At 38.1% G+C, this 20856-nt stretch carries 19 protein-coding genes; 3 read left to right on the top strand and 16 right to left on the bottom strand.

Features of this window, described 5'->3' with window-relative positions; all coding sequences use genetic code 11:
• Nucleotides 1-13: 13 nt before the first annotated feature.
• The 7 genes from IQ247_RS21865 to vapB (IQ247_RS21890) form a co-directional block, all read right to left on the bottom strand.
• Nucleotides 14-358, bottom strand: coding sequence for a hypothetical protein (locus IQ247_RS21865; RefSeq protein WP_193923274.1), 345 nt, complete (start codon nt 356-358; stop codon nt 14-16).
• On the bottom strand, nt 312-518 hold the full coding sequence (locus IQ247_RS21870; protein WP_193923275.1) for a type II toxin-antitoxin system RelE family toxin: 207 nt from the start codon (nt 516-518) through the stop codon (nt 312-314). Before IQ247_RS21870 ends, IQ247_RS21865 begins: the two co-directional genes overlap by 47 nt.
• Nucleotides 519-528: 10 nt before the next feature.
• Entirely contained in the window at nt 529-744 is a 216-nt protein-coding gene (locus IQ247_RS21875; protein ID WP_193923276.1) for a DUF2281 domain-containing protein, read from the bottom strand.
• Between the two features lie 783 nt (nt 745-1527).
• Nucleotides 1528-1911 (bottom strand): hypothetical protein, encoded by a 384-nt coding sequence (locus IQ247_RS32760; protein ID WP_228059947.1) that lies wholly within the window; start codon nt 1909-1911, stop codon nt 1528-1530.
• The gene (locus IQ247_RS32765; RefSeq protein WP_228059948.1) at nt 1880-2245 is read right to left on the bottom strand and encodes a hypothetical protein; all 366 of its coding nucleotides are present in this window, start codon (nt 2243-2245) and stop codon (nt 1880-1882) included. The genes IQ247_RS32760 and IQ247_RS32765 overlap by 32 nt, the downstream gene beginning before the upstream one ends.
• Before the next feature lie 298 nt (nt 2246-2543).
• Nucleotides 2544-2759 (bottom strand): type II toxin-antitoxin system VapC family toxin, encoded by a 216-nt coding sequence (locus tag IQ247_RS21885; protein WP_193923278.1) that lies wholly within the window; start codon nt 2757-2759, stop codon nt 2544-2546.
• Nucleotides 2756-2995: a type II toxin-antitoxin system VapB family antitoxin gene (gene vapB, locus IQ247_RS21890; protein WP_193923280.1), complete on the bottom strand. Its 240-nt coding sequence runs from the start codon at nt 2993-2995 to the stop codon at nt 2756-2758. Before vapB (IQ247_RS21890) ends, IQ247_RS21885 begins: the two co-directional genes overlap by 4 nt.
• 367 nt (nt 2996-3362) lie before the next feature.
• On the opposite strand from vapB (IQ247_RS21890), the gene brnA reads away from it, so the two are divergent.
• Entirely contained in the window at nt 3363-3587 is a 225-nt protein-coding gene (gene brnA / locus IQ247_RS21895; protein WP_193923281.1) for a type II toxin-antitoxin system BrnA family antitoxin, read from the top strand.
• A 279-nt stretch (nt 3588-3866) separates the two neighbouring features.
• On the opposite strand, the gene IQ247_RS21900 is transcribed toward brnA, so the two are convergent.
• The 3 genes from IQ247_RS21900 to IQ247_RS21910 form a co-directional block, all read right to left on the bottom strand.
• On the bottom strand, nt 3867-4253 hold the full coding sequence (locus IQ247_RS21900; protein ID WP_193923282.1) for a type II toxin-antitoxin system VapC family toxin: 387 nt from the start codon (nt 4251-4253) through the stop codon (nt 3867-3869).
• Entirely contained in the window at nt 4250-4492 is a 243-nt protein-coding gene (vapB, locus tag IQ247_RS21905) for a type II toxin-antitoxin system VapB family antitoxin (protein WP_193923284.1), read from the bottom strand. The genes IQ247_RS21900 and vapB (IQ247_RS21905) overlap by 4 nt, the downstream gene beginning before the upstream one ends.
• A 261-nt stretch (nt 4493-4753) precedes the next feature.
• Nucleotides 4754-6943: a GumC family protein gene (locus IQ247_RS21910; protein ID WP_193923301.1), complete on the bottom strand. Its 2190-nt coding sequence runs from the start codon at nt 6941-6943 to the stop codon at nt 4754-4756.
• Between the two features lie 767 nt (nt 6944-7710).
• Here IQ247_RS21910 and IQ247_RS21915 point away from each other — a divergent pair.
• Both IQ247_RS21915 and galE read left to right on the top strand, forming a co-directional pair.
• Entirely contained in the window at nt 7711-9135 is a 1425-nt protein-coding gene (locus IQ247_RS21915) for a sugar transferase (protein ID WP_193923285.1), read from the top strand.
• A 63-nt stretch (nt 9136-9198) separates the two neighbouring features.
• Nucleotides 9199-10209: a UDP-glucose 4-epimerase GalE gene (gene galE / locus IQ247_RS21920; RefSeq protein ID WP_193923286.1), complete on the top strand. Its 1011-nt coding sequence runs from the start codon at nt 9199-9201 to the stop codon at nt 10207-10209.
• 106 nt (nt 10210-10315) lie between these two features.
• Here galE and IQ247_RS21925 read toward each other — a convergent pair whose 3' ends face one another.
• The 6 genes from IQ247_RS21925 to IQ247_RS21950 form a co-directional block, all read right to left on the bottom strand.
• Nucleotides 10316-10810 (bottom strand): DUF4330 domain-containing protein, encoded by a 495-nt coding sequence (locus IQ247_RS21925; RefSeq protein WP_193923287.1) that lies wholly within the window; start codon nt 10808-10810, stop codon nt 10316-10318.
• A 357-nt stretch (nt 10811-11167) separates the two neighbouring features.
• Nucleotides 11168-11659, bottom strand: a complete 492-nt coding sequence (locus IQ247_RS21930; RefSeq protein WP_193923288.1) for an ureidoglycolate lyase — start codon at nt 11657-11659, stop codon at nt 11168-11170.
• Nucleotides 11660-11693: 34 nt separating this feature from the next.
• The gene (locus IQ247_RS21935) at nt 11694-12143 is read right to left on the bottom strand and encodes a DoxX family protein (RefSeq protein WP_228059949.1); all 450 of its coding nucleotides are present in this window, start codon (nt 12141-12143) and stop codon (nt 11694-11696) included.
• A gap of 279 nt (nt 12144-12422) precedes the next feature.
• Nucleotides 12423-13934 carry a thioester reductase domain-containing protein gene (locus IQ247_RS21940; RefSeq protein WP_193923290.1) on the bottom strand — a complete coding sequence of 504 codons (1512 nt, stop codon included), beginning with the start codon at nt 13932-13934 and terminating at the stop codon, nt 12423-12425.
• Nucleotides 13935-14283: 349 nt separating this feature from the next.
• Nucleotides 14284-15933: a PfaD family polyunsaturated fatty acid/polyketide biosynthesis protein gene (locus IQ247_RS21945; protein ID WP_193923291.1), complete on the bottom strand. Its 1650-nt coding sequence runs from the start codon at nt 15931-15933 to the stop codon at nt 14284-14286.
• 158 nt (nt 15934-16091) lie between these two features.
• Nucleotides 16092-20825: a PfaB family protein gene (locus IQ247_RS21950; RefSeq protein ID WP_193923292.1), complete on the bottom strand. Its 4734-nt coding sequence runs from the start codon at nt 20823-20825 to the stop codon at nt 16092-16094.
• Nucleotides 20826-20856: the final 31 nt, after the last annotated feature.

Raw genomic sequence — 20856 nt, forward strand, 5'->3', positions numbered from 1 at the left:
GCTTTAAATAAGACTATGATTTTGGTAAAATTTGTTCAAATTCTTCAAGAGAATTAATAGTCACAGCTTGCTTGTGTAATTGTTTTAGCCCAGACATATCCTCAATATCACCTAATTCATTAATTTGAGCGATTAAATCGGCAGGAACTTCACCAAACCTGACTTCCAGAACTTCGATGATATTTTCCCGTAGAGTTTCTAGCATTCCAAAGCGTTCAAAAGTGGTAATATATGGCATTGGCTGTTCCTCGTATTGACGAATTTCTCTATTGCAGGCGATTTCCAATTCTTTGGGTAAAGTCATCATCCAATCAAGCAGTTGAATTAACTTGATTATAAATAATTCGGTAATCGCCACTTCGCACTCGATAAAGATTATCCTCTCCTTTCAACTTTCTAACGCCAGCAGGACGAGGAACTTCAGCCAAAGTTTCCAACTTTTCAATAATCTTTGCTTGTATCTCTGGAGATAACTTTTTAACGAAGGCGTTGAGCAAAGGGAGTAATTTCAACTTCATAGCTCATGCCTTAAAGTCCCAGTTCTTGTTTAAAATCTTTTAAGGAAATAGTACCTTTTTCTTTTGCTTCCGCTAGAGATACACGTGCATCTTCTAAATCCTGTTGATTTTCCCGTTCTTCTTGTAATTGCTTTATCTTCAGAAACCGAACAAAATCTAAAATTTCAGTGAGTAGTGGTTCTGTAATTTCTTCAATCTCTTGGATGATAATTTCTTTTGTATTCATTATTAAAGTGCTGTTTGATGACTAAATTAATTTTAAATCGTCGAATTAGCTTGATGATATTGTCTTTCGTACTCGATCGCATAAGTTACGAAGATTGATAGTAATGCGTTAGCGCTTGGTTATCTAAGAATCTAAGAAATAAATGGCGATCGCATCGGGAAAAGTTTTGGTTCTGAGTTGAAACTGCACTGCGCTCAACCTAGTAGTCTTTTTCATTAATTTTGACGGGTGAGGACAGGATGGGGGAGAGGGGGAAGTGTTGGGAGAGGGGGGAGAAGAGAATTTAGATATTTACGATTACCACTCATAACTAATGCAAAGAACTACTAGTAGTCTGTCACACCAACTTTGATGGGTAACGTTCTCGTAGTGGGAGCGTCTCGCTCCCTCGTTACAACCAGCGAGCTTTCCGGCTCGCACTACTTCAACCCCTCATAACTTATGTGGAGTTAAAATACCTCTTCGTAGGTTGGGTTAAGCGAAGCGCAACCCAACGCGGGTGTTGGGCTTCACTACGTTCAGCCCAACCTACAATATTACATTGATTACCCCTCATAACTTATGTGGTGGAGTACTAGTACCTTTATAACTACCAACTTAACTAAACCTTCTCAACAACTCCTGACGCTGCAAAGAGGACAACTGCAACAACAAAGCAGCATACTCTTGAGGAGGTAACTACAACATGGCTCAATAATCCCCACCAACTGCTCATCCAACTCCCCAAACCGCGCTTTGAGTAGATTTTCCACAACTTGCCGCTGACCTTGCTGCATTCCTTCCTCAATGCCACGACGTTTGGTTTCTTTTTCCCATTCGGTTAGGAGCTTTTGATAATGTCATCATTAATTCCCTATCTTCTTGTTCAACTAAATTACTTGCTTCCATGCTAATCTTCCAAGTTGCTAAAAGTTGTAAAATTGTAGAGCGCCTTGGCTCTTCTACATCAAACCCAATCACCTCGTCAATTGCTTGTTTTTGTATAACCCCTTTACCAAATATTCTCAACCAAAGCGTTTCTGGTGTTCTAGGTAACTTATTTATAGCAATGATGGCTGCTTTAAGACCTATTGGTAAAAAATAAATACCCTGCAACCAATCAGAGCGGGGAGTTGCACCAAACCTTGAAAGCAAGTCATCGGATGCAGAATGAGTAATAATCCACAATTGTGGAAGTTCCTATAGCAGAAACAGTTTCTTCTTCACGCTTGGCTTTGCGTTCAAAATCACTTTGAACATGAAATAGCTTATACAAACAACTACGAACTTCTGAGGATTTCGGTTGATTGCGAAAGGGTTCGATTAAACATGGGAGAGCCGCAATTGATGCCAAAATTCCCAACTCTTCCGTATTTACACTCGGTTGATTCGATGGAGAAAACCAGATATCAATAAATTTCGGTTCGACCGGATCTTCAAAATTGGTCTTTACCTCACCCAAAGGACTCAAAAAAGTTTCAAAAAACTGCTTAGCGAATTGGTCAAAAAGAGTTCTACTCATGGAAATGCACTCACCTGTATAGTCGAAATGTACTATAAAAGGTAATCGGCATACAAGGTGATAAAGGCGATCGCTTCGGTGATAATTTTGATTTTTAAGAACTAAGTGGGTAAGCAAAATTAATTGTGTCATTGCGAGCGACAGCGTTCGCGTAGCGTGTCCGTCAGGACTCAGCAATCTCAAAGTGTTGCGTTCGCGTAGCGTGTCCGATAGGACATATGCTTCGTTTCACTATGCCTTCGGCACACTACGTGAACGTTCCACTCGCAATGACATACCTTGAATTTTTTACACCGACTTACTTAGTTTGACATTGGTCTTCTATCAATTCCGGCAAAGGTAAATTTAGGGTTAATTTACCAATTTGCAATTTGATTTGCATTTCCCAGATACTAGCGAGACTGAAAAATAGATTATTAACTTGGTCATCCAATAATTTATATACATTTTCTGATAAATTGCTAGGGCTGATCGACCACCAAATTAATACATGGGTATCTAACAAAACATTCATCCCTCACCCAGCCAAAATTCATCAGGTAAAGAGTCATTAAAATCTTCGCTCATCCAGCCTTGACCTTCATGCAAACCAAATATACGATGTTTTGGTTGTTCTTGATGCGATGACTGTTGCATATATTTCTGTTCTAAGAACTCAATAAAATCTGCTACCTGCTGTTGTTGCTCCGGAGGTAAATTTTGCAGTTTGGTAACTAATGCTTGAGCGTTATTCAGTGTTTGGGAAGTCATGTTTCCCCCTAAGTTATTTTTATTGATTGATACTACTATTTTATGACTTCTCAAAAAAACTATCGTCTCAGAAGTGGGGTTTTTAGCAAGATTGTCTTGTTAAATCGAGACTGTTCTAAAAAACCCGACTTCTTAAAGCTAACTAAACCGTCTCAACAACTCCTCACGGGATAACTTAAAATAATTTAGACAAACAACTACGAATTTCTGAAGAGTTGGGCTGATTCCGAAAGGGTTCCAATAAACATGAGAGAGTCGCAATTTTAGCAATAATTCCCAAATATTCCGTAATTACACTCGGTGGATGGAGAAGAGCGGGTGCGAATCATATCAGTACGACGAGCAAGAGACGAGGAGGTAAAAATATATGAAGGCTGAAAAATTCGATCAAAAATTCGATTCAGGGGAGGATATAACCGCTTATTTAGATATGAATACAATTCGTCGTCCGGGTTATGAGCAACGAAGGGTAAACGTTGATTTTCCTACATGGATAATAGAAGCACTCGATAGAGAAGCCGCACGAGTTGGCGTAACTCGACAGTCAATCATCAAAGTCTGGATTGCCGAGCGGCTCGAACAGCATAGGTAAAATTGGGCATGATATGGGAAGATATCCCAGAAGTCGGGTTTTTTTGGAGAAGTCTTGATTAAATTAGAAAATTTTGCCAAAAACCCGACTTCTTAAAACCCTAACTAAACCGTCTCAACAACTCCCCTCGCTCTAAACTTGATAACTGCAACAACAAACCAGCATATTCTTGAGGTGATAACTCACCCAATCTTTAATCCCGGAATCTCCTCCACCCTTACCTGTAATGGGAATAAATCCTCACACAATGGGGGGACAAGGAGAAAAAGTAAATAATCATCACCACAGCCTCTTAATTGGGTAATTATCAAAAACTTCATCAATACTAACAATAGGTATTTGTTCAACCATCGCTTGAGCTATTAAAATTCTGTCAAAAGGGTCTTTGTGATGGGACGGTAAATTATTTAAAGCATAAATATGAGTTAAATCAATAGGTAAAATTTGTAGATTATTTACACGCTGTTGATTATCAATCAAGTTAGGGAGAGATGAATTCAGGTTGAGCTTACCCAACTGCAATTTAATTTGCATTTCCCAAACACTAGCAATACTCAGTATCCAAGTATTGTTAGTATCAGTCAATAAGTTTGTGACTGTCTGAGATAAGCTTTCTGGATTTGCTGTAGACCAAATAAATGTATGGGTGTCTAATAATATATTCATTCTTCACCCAGCCAAAACTCATCAGGTAAAGGCTCATTAAAGTCTTCACTCATCCAAACTTCTCCCCGGTTTAAGCCAAGTACCCGTTGTTGTACTGGTTGGGTTGAAATTGGTTGGGATTGAGTATTTTTGTGTTCCAAAAACTCCACAAAATCTAGTAGTGTCTGTTGTTGCTCTGGTGGTAAAGATTGCACTTTGGCAATTAATACCTCAGTGATATTCAATGTTTGGGAAGTCATATTTCCCTCAAAGTTAGTCTTATTGATTAATACTACTATTTTATGACTTCATTTTACCCTACAAGAAAAATGTGCCAGGGCGATCGCAATTAGCCCTCACAGATATTTCAGCAAAAAAAACCCGACTTCTCACCCCCCAAGATTCTAGAAGTCGGGTTTTTACGATACTCCAAACTCCTAACTCCAAACTCCTAACTCCAAACTCCCAACTCCCAACTCCTAACTCCCAACTCCCAACTCCTAACTCCTAACTCCTCTTCCCTACTTCATCTCAATCTTAGTAATATCGGTATCAACTTTCCCATTCTGCTCATTGATATGATTAATGCCGTAATAACCTTTAGAATAATAGTAGCCACCATAACTGTTATCGGCGGTAGCCCCGTTGATTACCATGCCTAAAACTGGCTGTCCGGAATGTTCTAAGATTGATTTAGCAGCACTCACCGAGGCAGTATTGGCAACGCCGGGACGTACAACCAATAATATTCCATCTGCTAATTTACCCAAATTCAAAGCGTCGGCAACGGCTGTTGATGGTGGAGCATCAATGATTACAAAGTCATAATCCTGGCTAGCTTGTTTGACTAAATTAGCCATGCGCTGAGATTCTAATAAAGCCAAGGGATTGGGCGGAATTTTTCCGCAGGTAAGGACATCTAATGTTACCAGGGCTTCTGTAACACTACCCTGTAATGATGCTTGTCCTACTAAAACATTGCTCAAGCCGAGCATATTCGGTAAATCCCAAATATTTTGTTGTGTTGGACGACGCATATCACCATCTATCAACAATACTCGTCGTCCTAATTGAGCCATAGCAACGGCTAAGTTTGATGAAACAAAGGATTTACCTTCACCGGGTATTGAACTACTAACTACAATTACCTTTAATGCTCTATCAGACGTGGTGAAACCGAGATTGCTCTGAAGTATTTCAAAAGCACTCGTTGCGGGTGAGTAAGGATTGTTGAGTACAGGTAATTCTTTTCTTTCTTTATCTTTTTCATCCACAATCGGAATAGTACCCAATAAAGGATAACCGAGGAGTTTCTTGGCTTCTTCAATGGTTTTGAGGGATTTATCCATCGCTTCAAGTATCAAAGCGGTTCCTGCACCCAAGAGAATTCCCAAGAATCCACCTAAAGCTAGATTCAGCAAAATTTTCGGTGAAATTGATTTATCTGGAACTAAAGCCGAAGCAATCACTCTGGCATTACCAACATTCTGCTTTTCAACTACCTGAACTTCTTGTAATTGCTTTAATAATTGTTCGTATGTTGATTGCGCTACCTGCAATTTGCGCTGTAATTCTCGCTGTTGTTGCTCTAATTTTGGTAAAATACTTAATCGGGCTTGGCTAGATGCAAAAGCTCTGCTCAACAAGCCGACTCGGTTGTTTGCAGCTAAGCGCTCTACTTCTGATTTTACCAGTTCTGCTGTCAGAGATTGCTTTAATTCACCGATTTGTAAATCTGGTTCTTTTACTGATACTCCATTCCCGACAATTTGTCCAACTCGCCCTTCAAGTTGGGTTTTCAATGCTTGCAGTTTTTGAGACAGATTAATCACTGTGGGGTGTTGATCTGTTAAGCGAGTTCTTGCTACTGCTAACTCACTTTGCGTCTTCTGAAATTCCGTAAGTACTTGTTGCACTGCTGGGGATTGACTCAAACTCGATAACGCTACCGCTTGCTGCGTCGGCAATTTTAACTGATTTTGCAAAGCTTCAGAGCGAGTCATGGCTTCTACTAACTGCGCTTGAGCTTGGGTAATATTCTCTAATAAATTATTCAGATTTTCTACCCCGACTTTGGCTTCTTCCTCTAAAGCAACTACATTATTTTGCTCTTTGAATCGACGCAAAGCTGCTTCTGCTTGGACTACTCTTGCTTCTACCTGTGGTACTTCTTTTTGAAGGAATTCCCGCGCTGCTCGAACTTCAGCAGTGTTATCTTGAACGTTATTCTCCATGTAATCCCCCATCAGGGAATTTACCACGTTTGCGGCTTCTTTAGGGTCGGTACTTTTATAAGAAAGCTGCAAAACATCAGTACCCCGGATGCTCTTAACTTGGAGTTGTTTGAGAAAAGCTTCATGAGTTAGGGGTTCACCTTCCTTGTCTTTGAGGTCAAGTTTATTTATAGTTTCTTGAATTAAAGGATGGGATTTAATCACCTCGGTTTCAGTATCCAGGGGATTACTTAAATTGGTGATACCGCTGAGTTCTCCAATTTGTCCACCCAAACCTGAAAGAGAAGAAATATTATTATTTTTATTAAAACGTAATTTACCTTCTGCTTGATAAACTGGTTTTTGTCTGAAGGTAACGAAAGCTGCTAATCCAAGAACAGAGGTGGTTACAAGCAGGGCAGGCAGCCAGCGTCTTTTGAGAATCAGCCAGTATTGTTGCAAATCAATATAATCTTGCTCTTCTTGGTTCACTTGCATCTCATTTGTCATAGAACTCACAACTCACACTATCGACTTACGCTGACTTTTAAATATAAATAAATTTACGGTGCCTTTATCTGTCTTGTATATTTTTATTCCAAACGTTTCCTGTTTTTCTTTTAGTCTCAATAAAGGTTAGAGGATGTTTTAAAAGTATCCGGCGGTTTAAACCGCTACTACACAAGCAAAGTCCACGCAGGTGGACTAGTTAACTTCAAACCCGCGCAGGCGGGTTTTGTTTGTGTCGCCGCGACTTCTAGTCGCCAGGTAAAGTATTAAATTAGACTTTCAAAACATCCTCTTAAATAACTATGCCCATTTGGTTATGTTATTTTAATAACTGTGACTAGCATTAACTATTAAACAGTAGTTTGCTAATTTGAAAAGTCTAGAGCTATACCTATCATTTAAGTTTTTGTTTTGTTTAATCAAGGGAATAGGGAATAGGGAGTAGGGAGTAAGAAGTCGGGTTTTTATGAGAATTTTCTGGTTTTCGGGATATTGTTGCTAAAAACCCGACTTCTGTGATGGAAATAGAAACTGTTCCCTGTCAAAAATAAATTTTTATTTGATTAAATGTATTCTATCTACTCTTGATATTTTATTTGGGAAGTCATACTTTCTACAGTTAGTAATACGATTAACTTTACATAACGCTGGCGACTGCGTTATCTAAAAGATTTTGCCGTATTACAAAATTTCCTGTGATCGAAAGCTTTGTATAAATTCTCAAAAAATAAAAAAAAGAGGAATAGTACTGACCAATGCAGGAAGCTCTATCTCGTAAAGAATCGGTGACTTTAGACTCACAAAAAGTTATCAGAAGTATTCCTAAATTACTTTTGTTATCAGATATTTTTGGCTTAGTTTTTTCTCTCGGATTTATTTTTTGGCTGCGTTTTAATCAATTACTTGATTGGTTCAATCCAATTTCTTATGGTTTTATATTATTAGTTTTAGCAAGCTTATATTTAGCGGATACTTATAATCCAGACAAACAAATTGCTGGTTTAAGAGCGCCAGCACGGATTATCTTGAGTAATATATTTGTTGCTATTGTCAGCGCTGCACTTATTTACATATCTGGAGCTTGGAGAAATAACACTTTATTGTGGCGGAGTGTTTTACTGCCTAGTCTGAGTATTTTTACTGGTTTGGCAATAATATCAAGAACTTGGACGGCTCAATTAATTCGTCAATACGCTCAACAAAGTCGTTGGTTAATTTTGGGTGCAACTAAAAATACAATTCAATTCGCTCAAAACTTCCAAGCACATAATTCTTTAGGACGTTTGTTAATTTTAGCTGAAGACTCCGAGCAGTCAAATTTTTCTCCAGATTCTTCCTTATTAGAACAAGAATATATAGTAGGTACAATTGCAGATTTACCGGGGTTGAGTTTGCAACGTTGGACTGGAGTGTTATTAGGAAGCCAAATCGAATTATCTGATTCGCTCGTGCAACAGTTAATGACAATGCGGTTGCAGGGAATTCCTGTTTACAGGCTACCAGATATCTATGAAAGTCTGTGGTATAAACTTCCTTCATCTTTGCTGCAAGATACTTGGTTTACTTTCAGCACGGGTTTTAATTTGATGTCTGGTAATCTCAATACCAGGGTGAAGCGAGTCATGGATATGATGGCATCGGCATTGTTGTTGTTGCTTTTATCTCCCGTGATGCTGTTGGTAGCATTAGCAATCAAGTTAGATAGTCCTGGTCCAGTTTTTTATTCTCAAGAACGTACAGGATTAAACGGTAAAACATTCAAAGTCCATAAGTTCCGTTCGATGTATCAGGATGCGGAAAAGCGCGGCGCACAATGGGCGCAGAAACGCGATCCCCGAATTACACGGGTAGGATATTGGTTGCGATTAATGCGAATCGATGAACTTCCCCAGGTGTGGAATGTTTTGAAAGGAGAAATGAGTTTAATTGGTCCGCGTCCGGAAAGACCGCAGTTTGATGCTCAGTTAAAAGAAGCGATTCCTTATTACGATATTAGGTATTTAGTTAAGCCGGGAATCACAGGATGGGCTCAAGTGCTTTATCCTTATGGTGCATCCATTGAGGATGCTTATGAAAAGCTCTCTTACGACCTTTATTACATCAAGAATTATTCCATCTGGTTGGATATCGCAATATTTTTCAAAACTATTCGAGTGGTTTTATTAGGTAAGGGTAGATAAATTCTTCCATAAACTAAAAAAAACCGCTGTGTGTGAGTTGTATTTTAATTTGAGAATAGGCAAATGAATCAGAAAGTTCTAGTAACTGGAGGAGCGGGATATATCGGCTCTCATGTTGTACGCCATCTAGGAGAAGCTGGTTATGATGTGATAGTTTACGATAATTGTTCAACAGGTTGTACTGATTCTATACTTTATGGTAAATTAGTTATTGGAGATTTGGCTGATACTGAACTTCTTTCTGAAGTTCTTTCTCAACATCAATTTAGTGCGGTACTTCATTTTGCTGCCAGTCTGATAGTACCCGAATCTGTTGCTCGTCCTTTAGATTATTACAGTAATAATACTCGCAATACTCTAAATTTACTTCAATGCTGTAGTCTGGCTGGTATAAATAAAATTATATTCTCTAGTACAGCTGCTGTCTATGGTGAACCGGAAAAAATTCCTGTAACGGAGTCAACACCAACACAGCCAATTAATCCCTATGGACGCTCTAAATTGATGAGCGAGTGGTTAATTCAGGATTACGCCGCAGCTTCTGACCTAAAATACGTAATATTACGGTACTTTAACGTAGCAGGTGCTGACCCTCGCGGCAGAATGGGGCAAATATCACCGAATGCAACTCACTTGATAAAAGTTGCTTGTGATGCAGCTTTAAATCGCAGATCAGAACTATTGATTTTTGGTACTGATTTCCCTACTCCTGACGGTACAGCAATTCGAGATTACATTCACGTCGAAGATTTAGCATCAGCCCATTTGGATGCTTTACGTTATCTAGAAAAAGGCAATCAAAGCGAAGTTTTTAACTGCGCTTACGGAAAAGGATATAGTGTTCGTGAAGTAGTCGAACGGGTAAAAGCAATTTCTGAGACTGACTTCCCCGTGATTGAAACTAAACGTCGTCTGGGTGATCCAGCTTGTGTAATGGCTGAGTCTGATAAAATTCGTCGGATGCTTAATTGGCAACCTAAATATAATAATTTAGATACAATTATTGGTACTAGTTTAGCTTGGGAAATGCAAAAGGAAAGTCAAAAAAAACACTTAATTCCCAGTAATTCTTGAAAGTATTTTAACGTGAATTCGATGATAACCATAATCTGTTGGTATCGGGATTATGTACTTTTTAACGCAAAGGGAGGCAAAGGTAGACGCAAAGGAACGCAGAGTGTTAATCCTGGATTCTTAAATCAACTACGGTAGAGTTAATGTCGTAATTAAAGCCTTCTATTTTAGCAGGGCTACCGATTTTAACTAAACTTTCACCGATAACTGTGCCAGTATTTTGAATTTGTGCGTTTGCGATTAAAGTGATAAGTATATCTGCTTTAAATTTAGCGCTGGGGTCTGGTAATTCTTTTACTGAGCCATCTGGTTGAGTTACGTTTGTAGTTATGGGTAGCTGTTGGACAGATTTTATTGTCATTTGACCAGATGGTTTGTTATCGATTGTCAAGTTGGTTTTCCCACCATTTTTTAAGCTTTGTTCTAATAAAATTTGAGGACGGAGTATGTTTAAACCGTTTACAAGTAAATCCACTTCTATGGGCTTTGTCGAAACGTTACCTTGAGCGTTGGAAACGGATATGTGAGAAAAGAAAATTAGAATTGCGATCGCGATGACAATTACTGGAGTCAGGGAAAGATTAAAGTTTTTTCTTACCATAGCATAATAAAATGATTAAAATTCTGCCGTTGGTTTATGGTGCAGGGACACTGAGCTTTCATATGATAGTAGCGCTTATTCCAGAAATGAATTATATAAAAATCTAATATGGGAATCTGGTTTGATTTTTGTATAAGTTTTAGGGGTTAGGGAACTTATTGTAGGGTGTGTGACACTTTAAATAATCTTGAAGTCACGCACCAACTGATTGTAGGGTGTGTGACAATATATTTTTTAACGCAAAGGAATTATTGGTAAGCGCAAAGGGACGCAGAGTTTTTTTCACTCATCTTTTAAATAATTCAAAGTCAGCGGAAAAGATATTATTCCCTACTCCCTGAGATGACATGATATCATTTAAACAATCTCAAACGCTAAATTATGACTTTTCAAAAAGCTATGAGTAAAATGATCAACTTCATTAGTATTACTTAATTCTAAGTTATAAAAATCTACTATATCATGTTCAAAATAAGGTCCTGCGTGCCAAGTTCCGACATTTAATTTAATAAAACAATTTCCGGGGATATGAAAAGCGGCAATTTCTTGTAATGCTGGTTCTTTTATATGATTATTGGGCGGACAAACTGCGATCAACCAATCTTTTCCAGCTAAAGAACCTAAGCATTGTGTACATTTTGCGTGACGAGTAATGTTGTGAAATTTGCGTCCGCGATGCTGTAATTGCATAATGTAAAATCTTGGGATGCCATTATTTAGTACTAATTGAGCATCTTCTATATCGAATGTTTTCCCATCTTTACTAGGGAAAATAACCTGTCCGTAAGGTTGAAAGTTTTCTGGAGTTATAGTTTTTGCTGGTAATTGTTTTACTGTTGAAGTATTCATAATTTAATGAATCAAACATCCTGAATATTTTAACTTACAATTCTAATTCTTCAGGAATCATTGATTTAGGAATTATAGAAACTTGTTTTTCTTTATCGCTAGGTTTTGTATACCAGTAAGCCCAAGCAATTAAAACTCCTTGCAGAGGAAGTCTAATGGCTTGAAACAAAGGGGAACCTGAATATGGTATGCTTTCAATTTCGATATGATTAATTGCCATATTAATATTAGCTGGATAAACGGCGATAAATAAGGCAATTAATCCCCAAGCCGCAGGTTGACTTAAAGGTGGAACTAGTAAACCAATACCACCTAATATTTCATAAAAGCCACTCAAATAAACTAAACCTAAAGGATAGGGAAGTTGTGGTGGCATTATTTTTACATAAGGTTGGGGTATGACAAAGTGGGTTATTCCTACAATGATTAAAGCTACGGCGAGAATCACACGTAGAAGTTCTTTGTTCTTTTTTATTAGTTCCATTTGAGCTAATTATATTAAATCTGTTGGCGTTGCTGAAAAAAAGTATGTTAGCGGAGCGTGAGTGCAAGGTCATATAAAATTTTATGGATAACCGAAATCTGTGTAGAGACGTTACAGTGTAACGTCTCAAAATCTAAATTCATACCCGAAGGAAGCAATGCCAATCTGTTGTTATCAAAATTATATACTTTTTTAACGCAAAGGAACGCAAAGGAAGGCGCAGAGGGACGCAGTGTTTGTACTTGGTTCAACCTGGGAGTGAGAATGAGTAAACAATTATTAATTATTCATCAGTGATTCAAGGTTGAGAAAACCACTTTGAATTAAGTACATTGAATAGGTGGTAAATAATTCTGCATTTATGGGCGCACAAGTTATACTGCTTCCTGCAAGAGCGTTTAAGGTTGCTTGACAGCTAATAGTTGGTCTGTTGGATGTTAGGTATAAATCGGGTATGGTGAGTTGTCGTTCTGACCAACGTTCTAGTAAAAATGGACGCAGGGTGTATAAGGGATTTTCGCTAGATGTGACGTTGTTAATTAACTGGTTTTGCCATTGTTCGTAGGGAATCATTTTGATGGGGAAACCGAAAGAATTCAACCAGTCAACTAGTTTGGTTAAAGGTACGGGTTCTGGATGTTGGAGATGGAAGGCTTTTCCGAGGGATTCTTCTTGTCTGGATAAATGCGCGATCGCCTTACTTACATAGTCAACGGGTGACATATCGAGCATATAATCTACTTCTGGAAAGGCTCCCATTTGTAGACAGCCTTTAGTCATTAAGTTTACAAAATCGTCAGTATTTCCAACGCCGGTTTGGCTGTGTCCGGAAATTAAAGGTGGTCGGTAAATGGTGATGGGAAGTCCTCTTTGAGAGGCTATTTTAACTAGTTTTTCTGCTACCCATTTAGTTTGAGAATATCCTAAGAAAATGCCTTCCCAATGGTCAAAGCTATCGTTTTCTGTTACTACTTTACCTGCGTAGTAAGGTGATTCAAATACTGCGACGCTGGAGACGTAATGGAGGGGTTTAACTTTGATTTTGCAAGCTAAACGGATAATTTCTTGGGTTCCTAAAACGTTGGCTGTTTTCAGCGCTGAGTAGGGAAATACATAGTTAAGCATTGCAGCACTGTGATAGATGGCATCTATATTTATTGCCAGCATTTCAAAGCCTTCAGTGCTTATACCTAATTGGGGTTGGGATAAGTCTCCAACTATGGGAATAATCCGAGGACTAAATTCTTCGTTCCAAATGTTATAGGTTTGTAAATTATTTTTCAGTTTTTCTTTACCGGATGTTGCATCTGTTGCACGTACCAAGCAGTAGATATCTGCATCGGTTTGCTGTAAAAGTTCGTGGATTAAAAATGCTCCTAAAAAGCCGGTACCCCCGGTTAAAAAGATATTTTGGGGATTAGGATTAAATTTAAAAGAAGTTGATTGAGGACGTATAGTTTCATCGAGAACAGCTTCTGCTGCTAAATTAGGAGTATTATTAGTATCAATTAATGGTTTGGTGGTTTGTTGAGATTCTTCGGCTTGTTCGGCTAAACGTTCCGCAAGTGCTTCAATTGTCGGATAATGCCAAAGCAACATCGGAGACAGTTCAAATCCCAGCATTTTCTGTAATTTGGTAATCATTACCATTGCTTGGGTTGAGTCTAAACCGTAACTATCTAAAGGTTGAGTTACGTCGATTTCTTCGGCTGATATATGAAGTAATTCAGCTAGGTTAGATAATAACCATGTTTGAATTTCTGTTGCGTTAATAGATTGTTTTGTATTCATTTGATTTGAGATTTACGATTATATAGGTTGTATTTTTCGGGGTGAGAAGTCGGGTTTTTACGATAATTGTCTTGGGTGACAAATAATTCAGCTAAGAGGATGTTTTAAAAGTATCCGGCGGTTTAAACCGCACGCCAGTTGCTACAACGGAGGGAGCCTCCGCAACGCACTGGCTCTACTACAGAAACAAAGTCCACCTGCGTGGACTAGTTAATTTAGAACCCGCGCAGGCAGGTTTTGTTTTTGTAGCCGCGACTTCTAGTCGCCAGGTAAAGTGTTAAATTAGACTTTCAAAATATCCTCTAAAACCCGACTTCTATTTGTATTGTCGTGGGGGTAAGAAATTTTTTTACATCTCTAATGTAGATTTAATTGGCTGATACTGAGAATAGAAATTAGGTAATTGTAGACCCTGCATTTTGAGAGTTTGGATGCGGTATAAATAAGATGTTCCTATCATTAATTGATTAGCAACATCAACTACTTTACGATTATTTGGTTCTGATAAATAAGAACCGCGCACCCAATCATTAAAGCTACCCATTGCTGGTCCACACCATACTTGATAATCGACTTCTCTACCTTTTTCACCAGCATTAGACCATCTCGAAGATAATCCTAAATACCAACGAAATATCAAAGCCATTTTATATTTAGAATTTTTTGCCGCTTTAGTAAGTTTATGGGGGTTATTTTGTGATTGATAAGCGACAGTTTCTTGCCAAATTTCGGCAATACTTTTACGAAAAATTTGGGTTTCTAGTTTTTCTTTTTCCGCAGGGGGAAGTTCCTCAAGGGAGTTATAATTTCGATAGATTTCATATAGTCTTTGTGCTTTCAGAGGAAACATCGTTCCACGTTTAAGAACTTGTAATTTTACTCCCATTTCAAACATATCAGCCGCTGGTGCCATCATCACATCAGCAATGTCAGCTTGTGCTAATAATCTTTTGGTATGAATGGAAGTCCCCGCTTCTACACAAGATTGATTGATTGAACCTGTAACGATATATGCAGCACCCATCATAAAGGCTGCTAAAGCTGATTGAGGAGTGGAAATTCCTCCTGCTACTCCGACTCGGATGGGTTTTTCGTAACCATATTGTGCCTGGATTTCGTCTTTTAAAGCAATGATAGAAGGTAAGACACAAACTAAAGGACGATTATCTGTATGACCTCCAGAATCGGCTTCTACGGTAATATCATCTGCAATGGGAATTTGTGCTGCAAGAGTTGCTTGTAATTCCGTAATTAAGCCTTTATCAACCAGTTCTTTGAGCATTTTTAACGGTGCTGGCTGCATAAACTTACTCGCAACTTCTCGACGAGAAATTTTGGCAATTACTTTATTATTGATTTGAATTTTGTTAGTTGAATTTAAACTTAATCCAGCAGCACGATAATAGACAATATTAGGAGTTAAGTCTAAGAATGCGGAAGCTTCTATAGTTTCTACTCCATATTTTAAATATAAATCTACAGCACCTCTTTCAATTTCTGGTTCGTTGGGACTGTGAATTAAATTGAAAGCATAGGGTCCTTCAGGTAAAGATGCTTGAATAATTTTAATTGCTTCTTCTAAACGAGCTAAACTTAAACCACCCGCACCAAAGGAACTCAAAATACGCTCTTTACCAAGTGCAATTACCATTTCTTCTGAGGCTATACCCCCAGCCATTGCACCAGTTGCGTAAGCATATTTTACATTATGAAAAGTCAGAAAATCCGGGTCTCCAAAACTTTTGGTAAAAACAGGTGGAGTTGCAATTAATAATTCTATTTCTGCTGGTTGACTATTATCCAGGGGACAATAACCATAGTTAGTTAAACCAATTCTGTCTTCTACTTTAACAATGTAACAAGGTTTATCTATTTCCAGCAATTGTTGTTTCATTCCATCTGAGTCAAAGGAAATACAGCTTACTGAACCTTTCCAAACTCGATTTCTAGTGGAAGTAGACCCATGAAATATCAGTCCATTATTTTCTTTGTTTAGCACGTTTTTTCAATCATCAATAAACAACTAAATGTATCTAGAAATTTCGATATCAATTATCAATGAACAACTACTCCCTTTCTCTCTTCCCCTCTTCCCTTTGCGCTCTCTGCGTCTAGTAAGGTTTTATATATACTATTGCTCATTGATAAATGATAATTTCAACTATTAAACAACTGTTCAGCGCAAGCAATTTGTAGCTGAATTATTTCGCTCAGTTGTTGACTAAATTCTTGGCGGGATTGTAAGAATGTAGAATGAGTTTTATGAATCATTGAGTTATTAACATTTACCTTTTGATATTGAGATTGTCTATTACTAGATAAACTCACAGTTGAAGCCAATTTTTCTGTAAAGGTAGATTTAGATGAATTAATCTTCGCCGGAGTATTATTTGGTATTTTGGTTTGATTTTCTATGGTAGGTATGGCAACTTTTTTTATCGGATTTACTTCAGGTTTTGCTGGTTGAGATTTGGGAGTAATTTTATCGGGTAAGTCTATTTCAACAGATGGAAATGTTGGCTGTGTTTTTTCTACATAATCTATTTTCTCAAGAGGTTCTTGATTAACTTCTACTTGATTTTGAAACAACTTTTTGTTTTCTGCTGTCAAAATACTTGCGGTAAAACTGTCACCTCCCAACATAACTTTTTTATGACTATGTTTACCTTGTTTACTAATTTCTTCTACAGTGGAATATAACGGCGATAAATCCAAAGAGACTTGATGACTAACTAATTTTGCTAATGCTTTGACAATGCTACTATGGTCGTCTACACCTCTTCGATTCAGAGAAATTGTCATATGTTCTTTATCGCTTAAATTTTTATCAATCCATCGAGAACAAACACTACCAGCACCCGTTTCAATAAATATTTTTGCGCCATCGTTATACAGTCGATTAACTAACCTCGGAAAATCAAGTTCTTTACAAAGTCCTGTAGCAATACCTTCTGCAATCTCTTTACTTTCTAACTTGATTGGTGCATATTCACAAGCAGAATAAAGTATGATTTCTTGCTGGTTTTCTTGAACTGGTAAAGTATTTACTTTGGCAATTTCTTCATGTTCTGAAGCCATGGCTTCGCAATGAATTACATGGTCAAAAGGTGCGCGGAATGCATTACAACCCAACTTTTCAATTACTCTTTCACAAGCAACAGGTTCACCTGCAATTACTACTTCTTCTGGTGTATTAATTTGAGTTAAGTAAACTCGGTTTTCTCCTACAATACTTTCTCTAACTTGTGATGGTGTAGCGATGAGAACGTAATTACACCAAAAGTTATTATCTGGTGACTGCTGTACGGGTGGTAGTTGCCAAAATTCGCGGACAGCATTTTTTGCACCCGATAATCTGTCTCCGAATAAGCTAGATGAGTTTAAAGCATTGCTCATCTGACCAAATTGATTCCATACTCCCACCGCAGACATCATACTAACTTCACCCAAGCTGTAACCAAAGGCAAATTTCGGTTTGATTTGAAAATCATCTCGAAGAATATTAGAAAGCAGTCTTGCAACGACTATTTCATTTTCAAACATCGCTGCTGAATCATCTAGCAGTTGCTGTTCAAGTGTTTCTAATTGTCTGTTTGATAGTTTATTCAAACTTCTAGGATAGACTAACCCCTCGACATGATGAACGCGATTGTCTAAATTTTGCAGGATGATGTCATCATGAACTTTCGGAAACAGACGGAAAAGATTTCTACCGATACCGAGATAGGAATTGACCGCAGCAGGATAGATAAATGCAACTTCTCCTTTTTTACCCAGCGGTTTAGCTGTAAAATAACTACCTAGTGGTGTTTGCCATTCTTCACCGCGTTCAAATGCGTTATTTACACCTTTGATGGCTGCTTCGCTTTCTTTAGCTAATTCTTTGGCATTACGCGCCACAATTGCTAAAGTATAGCTTTCTTGACTACGTTTTTGGTATTTTGCAAAAGTGATGCTCGCAGCTTTTTTCAGGGAAGTTCCGCTATTTACTACATTTTGTAAATTGTCAACTTGCTGTAGTAAATCATCACGATTATTCCCTGCGATCGCAAACAGATGAAGAGGCATTTGTTGCAAAAATCTGCTGCTACGGTCTTGTTGATTCGGTTCTTCTGATATGATTAAATGAGCGTAAGTCCCGTCTATACCAATGCTATTAATGGCTGCCGTTCTTTTATTAGTTTCGGGGTTAAGAAACCACGGTCTTGATTCTGGAACAACATAGAAAGGACTGTTTTCCCATTTTTTAATATCTTTCACACCAGTCCATTTTGGTGTTGCGGGAATATATCGATAGTAGAGACACAAAGCTGTTTTAATTAAACTCGCAATTCCCGAAGCAACATAGGTATGACCGATATTACTTTTAACGCTGCCAATAGCACAGGTTAATTTGTTTGCACCGCTTGGATAAGCCCGAAGTAAACCGTTAATTTCTGCTTCATCTTCTTGGGGAATACCGCTTGCAAAAACTTCCAGATAAGATATTTCGGAAGGTTTAATTTCTGCCATTTCAAAAGCTTGTTGACAAGCAGAATCAACGGCATTAGGATCGGTACTCCCCAAACGACTTTGCAAATCATTTTTGGTTGCATTTTTTTGTGTAAAACTAATTGCATCGATGACCGCATAAATGCACTTATTTTCTTGTTTTGCTACTTCATGTCGTTTTAAAACTACTGCACCCGCACCTTCACCAACTGTCCAGCCGTTAGCTTTTTGGTCGTATGAAAGAGTATTTACACCTGTATTAATATTTGCTATTTTACTTCGTAATAAAACATTTTCCATCCCCCCGGCTAAATCCACAGCACCCACTAATACGGCATCTGCTTCCCCGGTAGTTAATAAATTTTGCGCTACCTCTAAAACTTTGAATGTAGAATTTTCCCCAGCGGAAATGGTAAATACAGGAGCCGTAAAATCCCAAATTGAGGAGATACGACTCGCCATAATATTAGTGAGGTAGCTAACAAATTCACTGCTATCAACTGCTTGATGAATGCCGTCTTTAACTATTGTTTCTAATTTATTAACTTTATCAGATGATAGAGATATTGCACCAGTATTTAATCCTTCTTTAATTTCCCAAGATAAATTCCATCTTTGCTGGAGTTGATGAACGGAAAATTCTGCTTCTGTGGCGATTAAAACTGCTACATTATCGCCTTCTTTGATACCGGCATCTTGCAAAGCCCGCTCGGCTACTTTGAGCATCAACAATTGTTGTTTGTTGAGTTTTTTTAATTCATTAGGCGGAATTTTACTAGATATGGTATCAATTTCAAATTCGCTAAGATAAGCTCCTATTGGTGCTTTTGCTTCGGGTAAATTATATTTTTTTAGTAATTCAGTTTCGTTTTCTACACCATGCCATCTTTGAGCAGGTAGAGGAATAAAATGCTGTTTTCCTTGATAAATACTGCCTTCAAAAGTATCTAAATCATCACAACTACCGAAAAGAGCATCCATTCCCACAATCGCCATTTTAACTGGTTTGAGGGGGAAACTTGGTTCTACAGTTTGAGTATTTTTATTTTGTTCTAAAATTGTATGAGCGTTGGTTCCACCCAAGCCAAAAGCGCTGACAGCAGCACGTTTTATCGATGCGCTTTTCGAGTGCCAATTGGTAGGACTAGTGACAATCCGGCTAGGTGCTATTACGTTATCTTCGGAGCCGATGGGGTCTGTAATATTAATCGTTGTCGGAATGATACCCTTATTCATACTTAAGAGTACTTTTATCAGGCTAGCGCTAGCCGCACCAGTAAGTAAATGTCCAATATTCGATTTCACCGAACCCGACAAGGGAGTTGCTCCATATTTACCAAAGAAAGTTTCGACAGAATTAAATTCGGTACTGTCTCCTAATAAGGTTCCCGTAGCATGACATTCGATATAGTCGATAGCTTTCGGGTTTAGCTGCGCTTCCGAGTAAGCTTTTTCAAAAGCTAAAGTTTGTCCTTTGGGGTTAGGGCTGAGTAAATGTTTACCCCTACCATCATTAGAAAGTCCGTTACCTACAATACTTGCATAAATGCGATCGCCATCTCGAACTGCGTCACTATACCTTTTGAGTACTAGCATTCCCACACCTTCTGAGGTGAGTAACCCCCGCGAAGATTTGTCTAAAGGACGACTAATATCGTTGTGTTCTGGATACCCTTGGATACCGGAAAATAACATCCGGATAAAAATCGGATCTGCACAACTAATACCCCCCGCTAACATCAAATCAGCTTTATGTGTCCACAGATAATGAGATGCTAATCTTGCAGCGTATAACGGAGAAGAACAAGCAGCATCAAGACAAAAATGAATGGGGGATAGAGATAAAGCTTGAGAAACAATAGCAGCAGGTAAACCCGATATCATCGCATTGTAAAATGATGTATCTTCCGAGTTTGGTAAACTTGCTAAATCAAACTCTTGCTGTTGTAAAAGTTCTCTGATTGCAGGTTTTAATACCTGTTGATAAATCGGTTCAAACAGTTGGTTTGATGACTTCGTAGGGAACGAGAGACTGCCCAATAATACTCCACATTTGGAAAGCACAGACTTGTTTTCCAAGTAACCACTATTTTGCAATGCTTGCTTCGCAGCATAAAGCGACCATTTAAAGGTGTCATCTAGATTTTGTAGAAATGAAGCAGGTAGATTATATCCTGAACCATCAAATTTAAAATTACGAACAAATCCCCCTTGTAAGGAATAAACTTTATCTGCTTTTCCTTTTTCTGGGTCATAAAATATAGTGGGTTCTATGCCAATTTCATCAATACTTAACTCGGAAGTGGAATCTGTTTGTTCAATTAAATTGTGCCAAAATTCTTCTGCATTTTTAGCATCGGGGAATAGACATGAAAATCCAATTATTGCTATTTTTTCCATAATGAACTAAATAAAAGATATAAACGCAAAG

Origin of the sequence: Plectonema cf. radiosum LEGE 06105, assembly GCF_015207665.1 — a bacterium.
In the GTDB taxonomy this organism is placed as follows: domain Bacteria; phylum Cyanobacteriota; class Cyanobacteriia; order Cyanobacteriales; family Nostocaceae; genus Rivularia; species Rivularia radiosa_A.

Coding starts and splice junctions, on each gene's coding strand:
- IQ247_RS21870 (WP_193923275.1), bottom strand. CDS start 518: ATGAAGTTGAAATTACTCCCTTTGCTCAACGCCTTCGTTAAAAAGTTA.
- IQ247_RS21875 (WP_193923276.1), bottom strand. CDS start 744: ATGAATACAAAAGAAATTATCATCCAAGAGATTGAAGAAATTACAGAA.
- IQ247_RS32765 (WP_228059948.1), bottom strand. CDS start 2,245: ATGAGTAGAACTCTTTTTGACCAATTCGCTAAGCAGTTTTTTGAAACT.
- IQ247_RS21885 (WP_193923278.1), bottom strand. CDS start 2,759: ATGAATGTTTTGTTAGATACCCATGTATTAATTTGGTGGTCGATCAGC.
- vapB (WP_193923280.1), bottom strand. CDS start 2,995: ATGACTTCCCAAACACTGAATAACGCTCAAGCATTAGTTACCAAACTG.
- brnA (WP_193923281.1), top strand. CDS start 3,363: ATGAAGGCTGAAAAATTCGATCAAAAATTCGATTCAGGGGAGGATATA.
- IQ247_RS21900 (WP_193923282.1), bottom strand. CDS start 4,253: ATGAATATATTATTAGACACCCATACATTTATTTGGTCTACAGCAAAT.
- vapB (WP_193923284.1), bottom strand. CDS start 4,492: ATGACTTCCCAAACATTGAATATCACTGAGGTATTAATTGCCAAAGTG.
- IQ247_RS21910 (WP_193923301.1), bottom strand. CDS start 6,943: ATGCAAGTGAACCAAGAAGAGCAAGATTATATTGATTTGCAACAATAC.
- IQ247_RS21915 (WP_193923285.1), top strand. CDS start 7,711: ATGCAGGAAGCTCTATCTCGTAAAGAATCGGTGACTTTAGACTCACAA.
- galE (WP_193923286.1), top strand. CDS start 9,199: ATGAATCAGAAAGTTCTAGTAACTGGAGGAGCGGGATATATCGGCTCT.
- IQ247_RS21925 (WP_193923287.1), bottom strand. CDS start 10,810: ATGGTAAGAAAAAACTTTAATCTTTCCCTGACTCCAGTAATTGTCATC.
- IQ247_RS21930 (WP_193923288.1), bottom strand. CDS start 11,659: ATGAATACTTCAACAGTAAAACAATTACCAGCAAAAACTATAACTCCA.
- IQ247_RS21935 (WP_228059949.1), bottom strand. CDS start 12,143: ATGGAACTAATAAAAAAGAACAAAGAACTTCTACGTGTGATTCTCGCC.
- IQ247_RS21940 (WP_193923290.1), bottom strand. CDS start 13,934: ATGAATACAAAACAATCTATTAACGCAACAGAAATTCAAACATGGTTA.
- IQ247_RS21950 (WP_193923292.1), bottom strand. CDS start 20,825: ATGGAAAAAATAGCAATAATTGGATTTTCATGTCTATTCCCCGATGCT.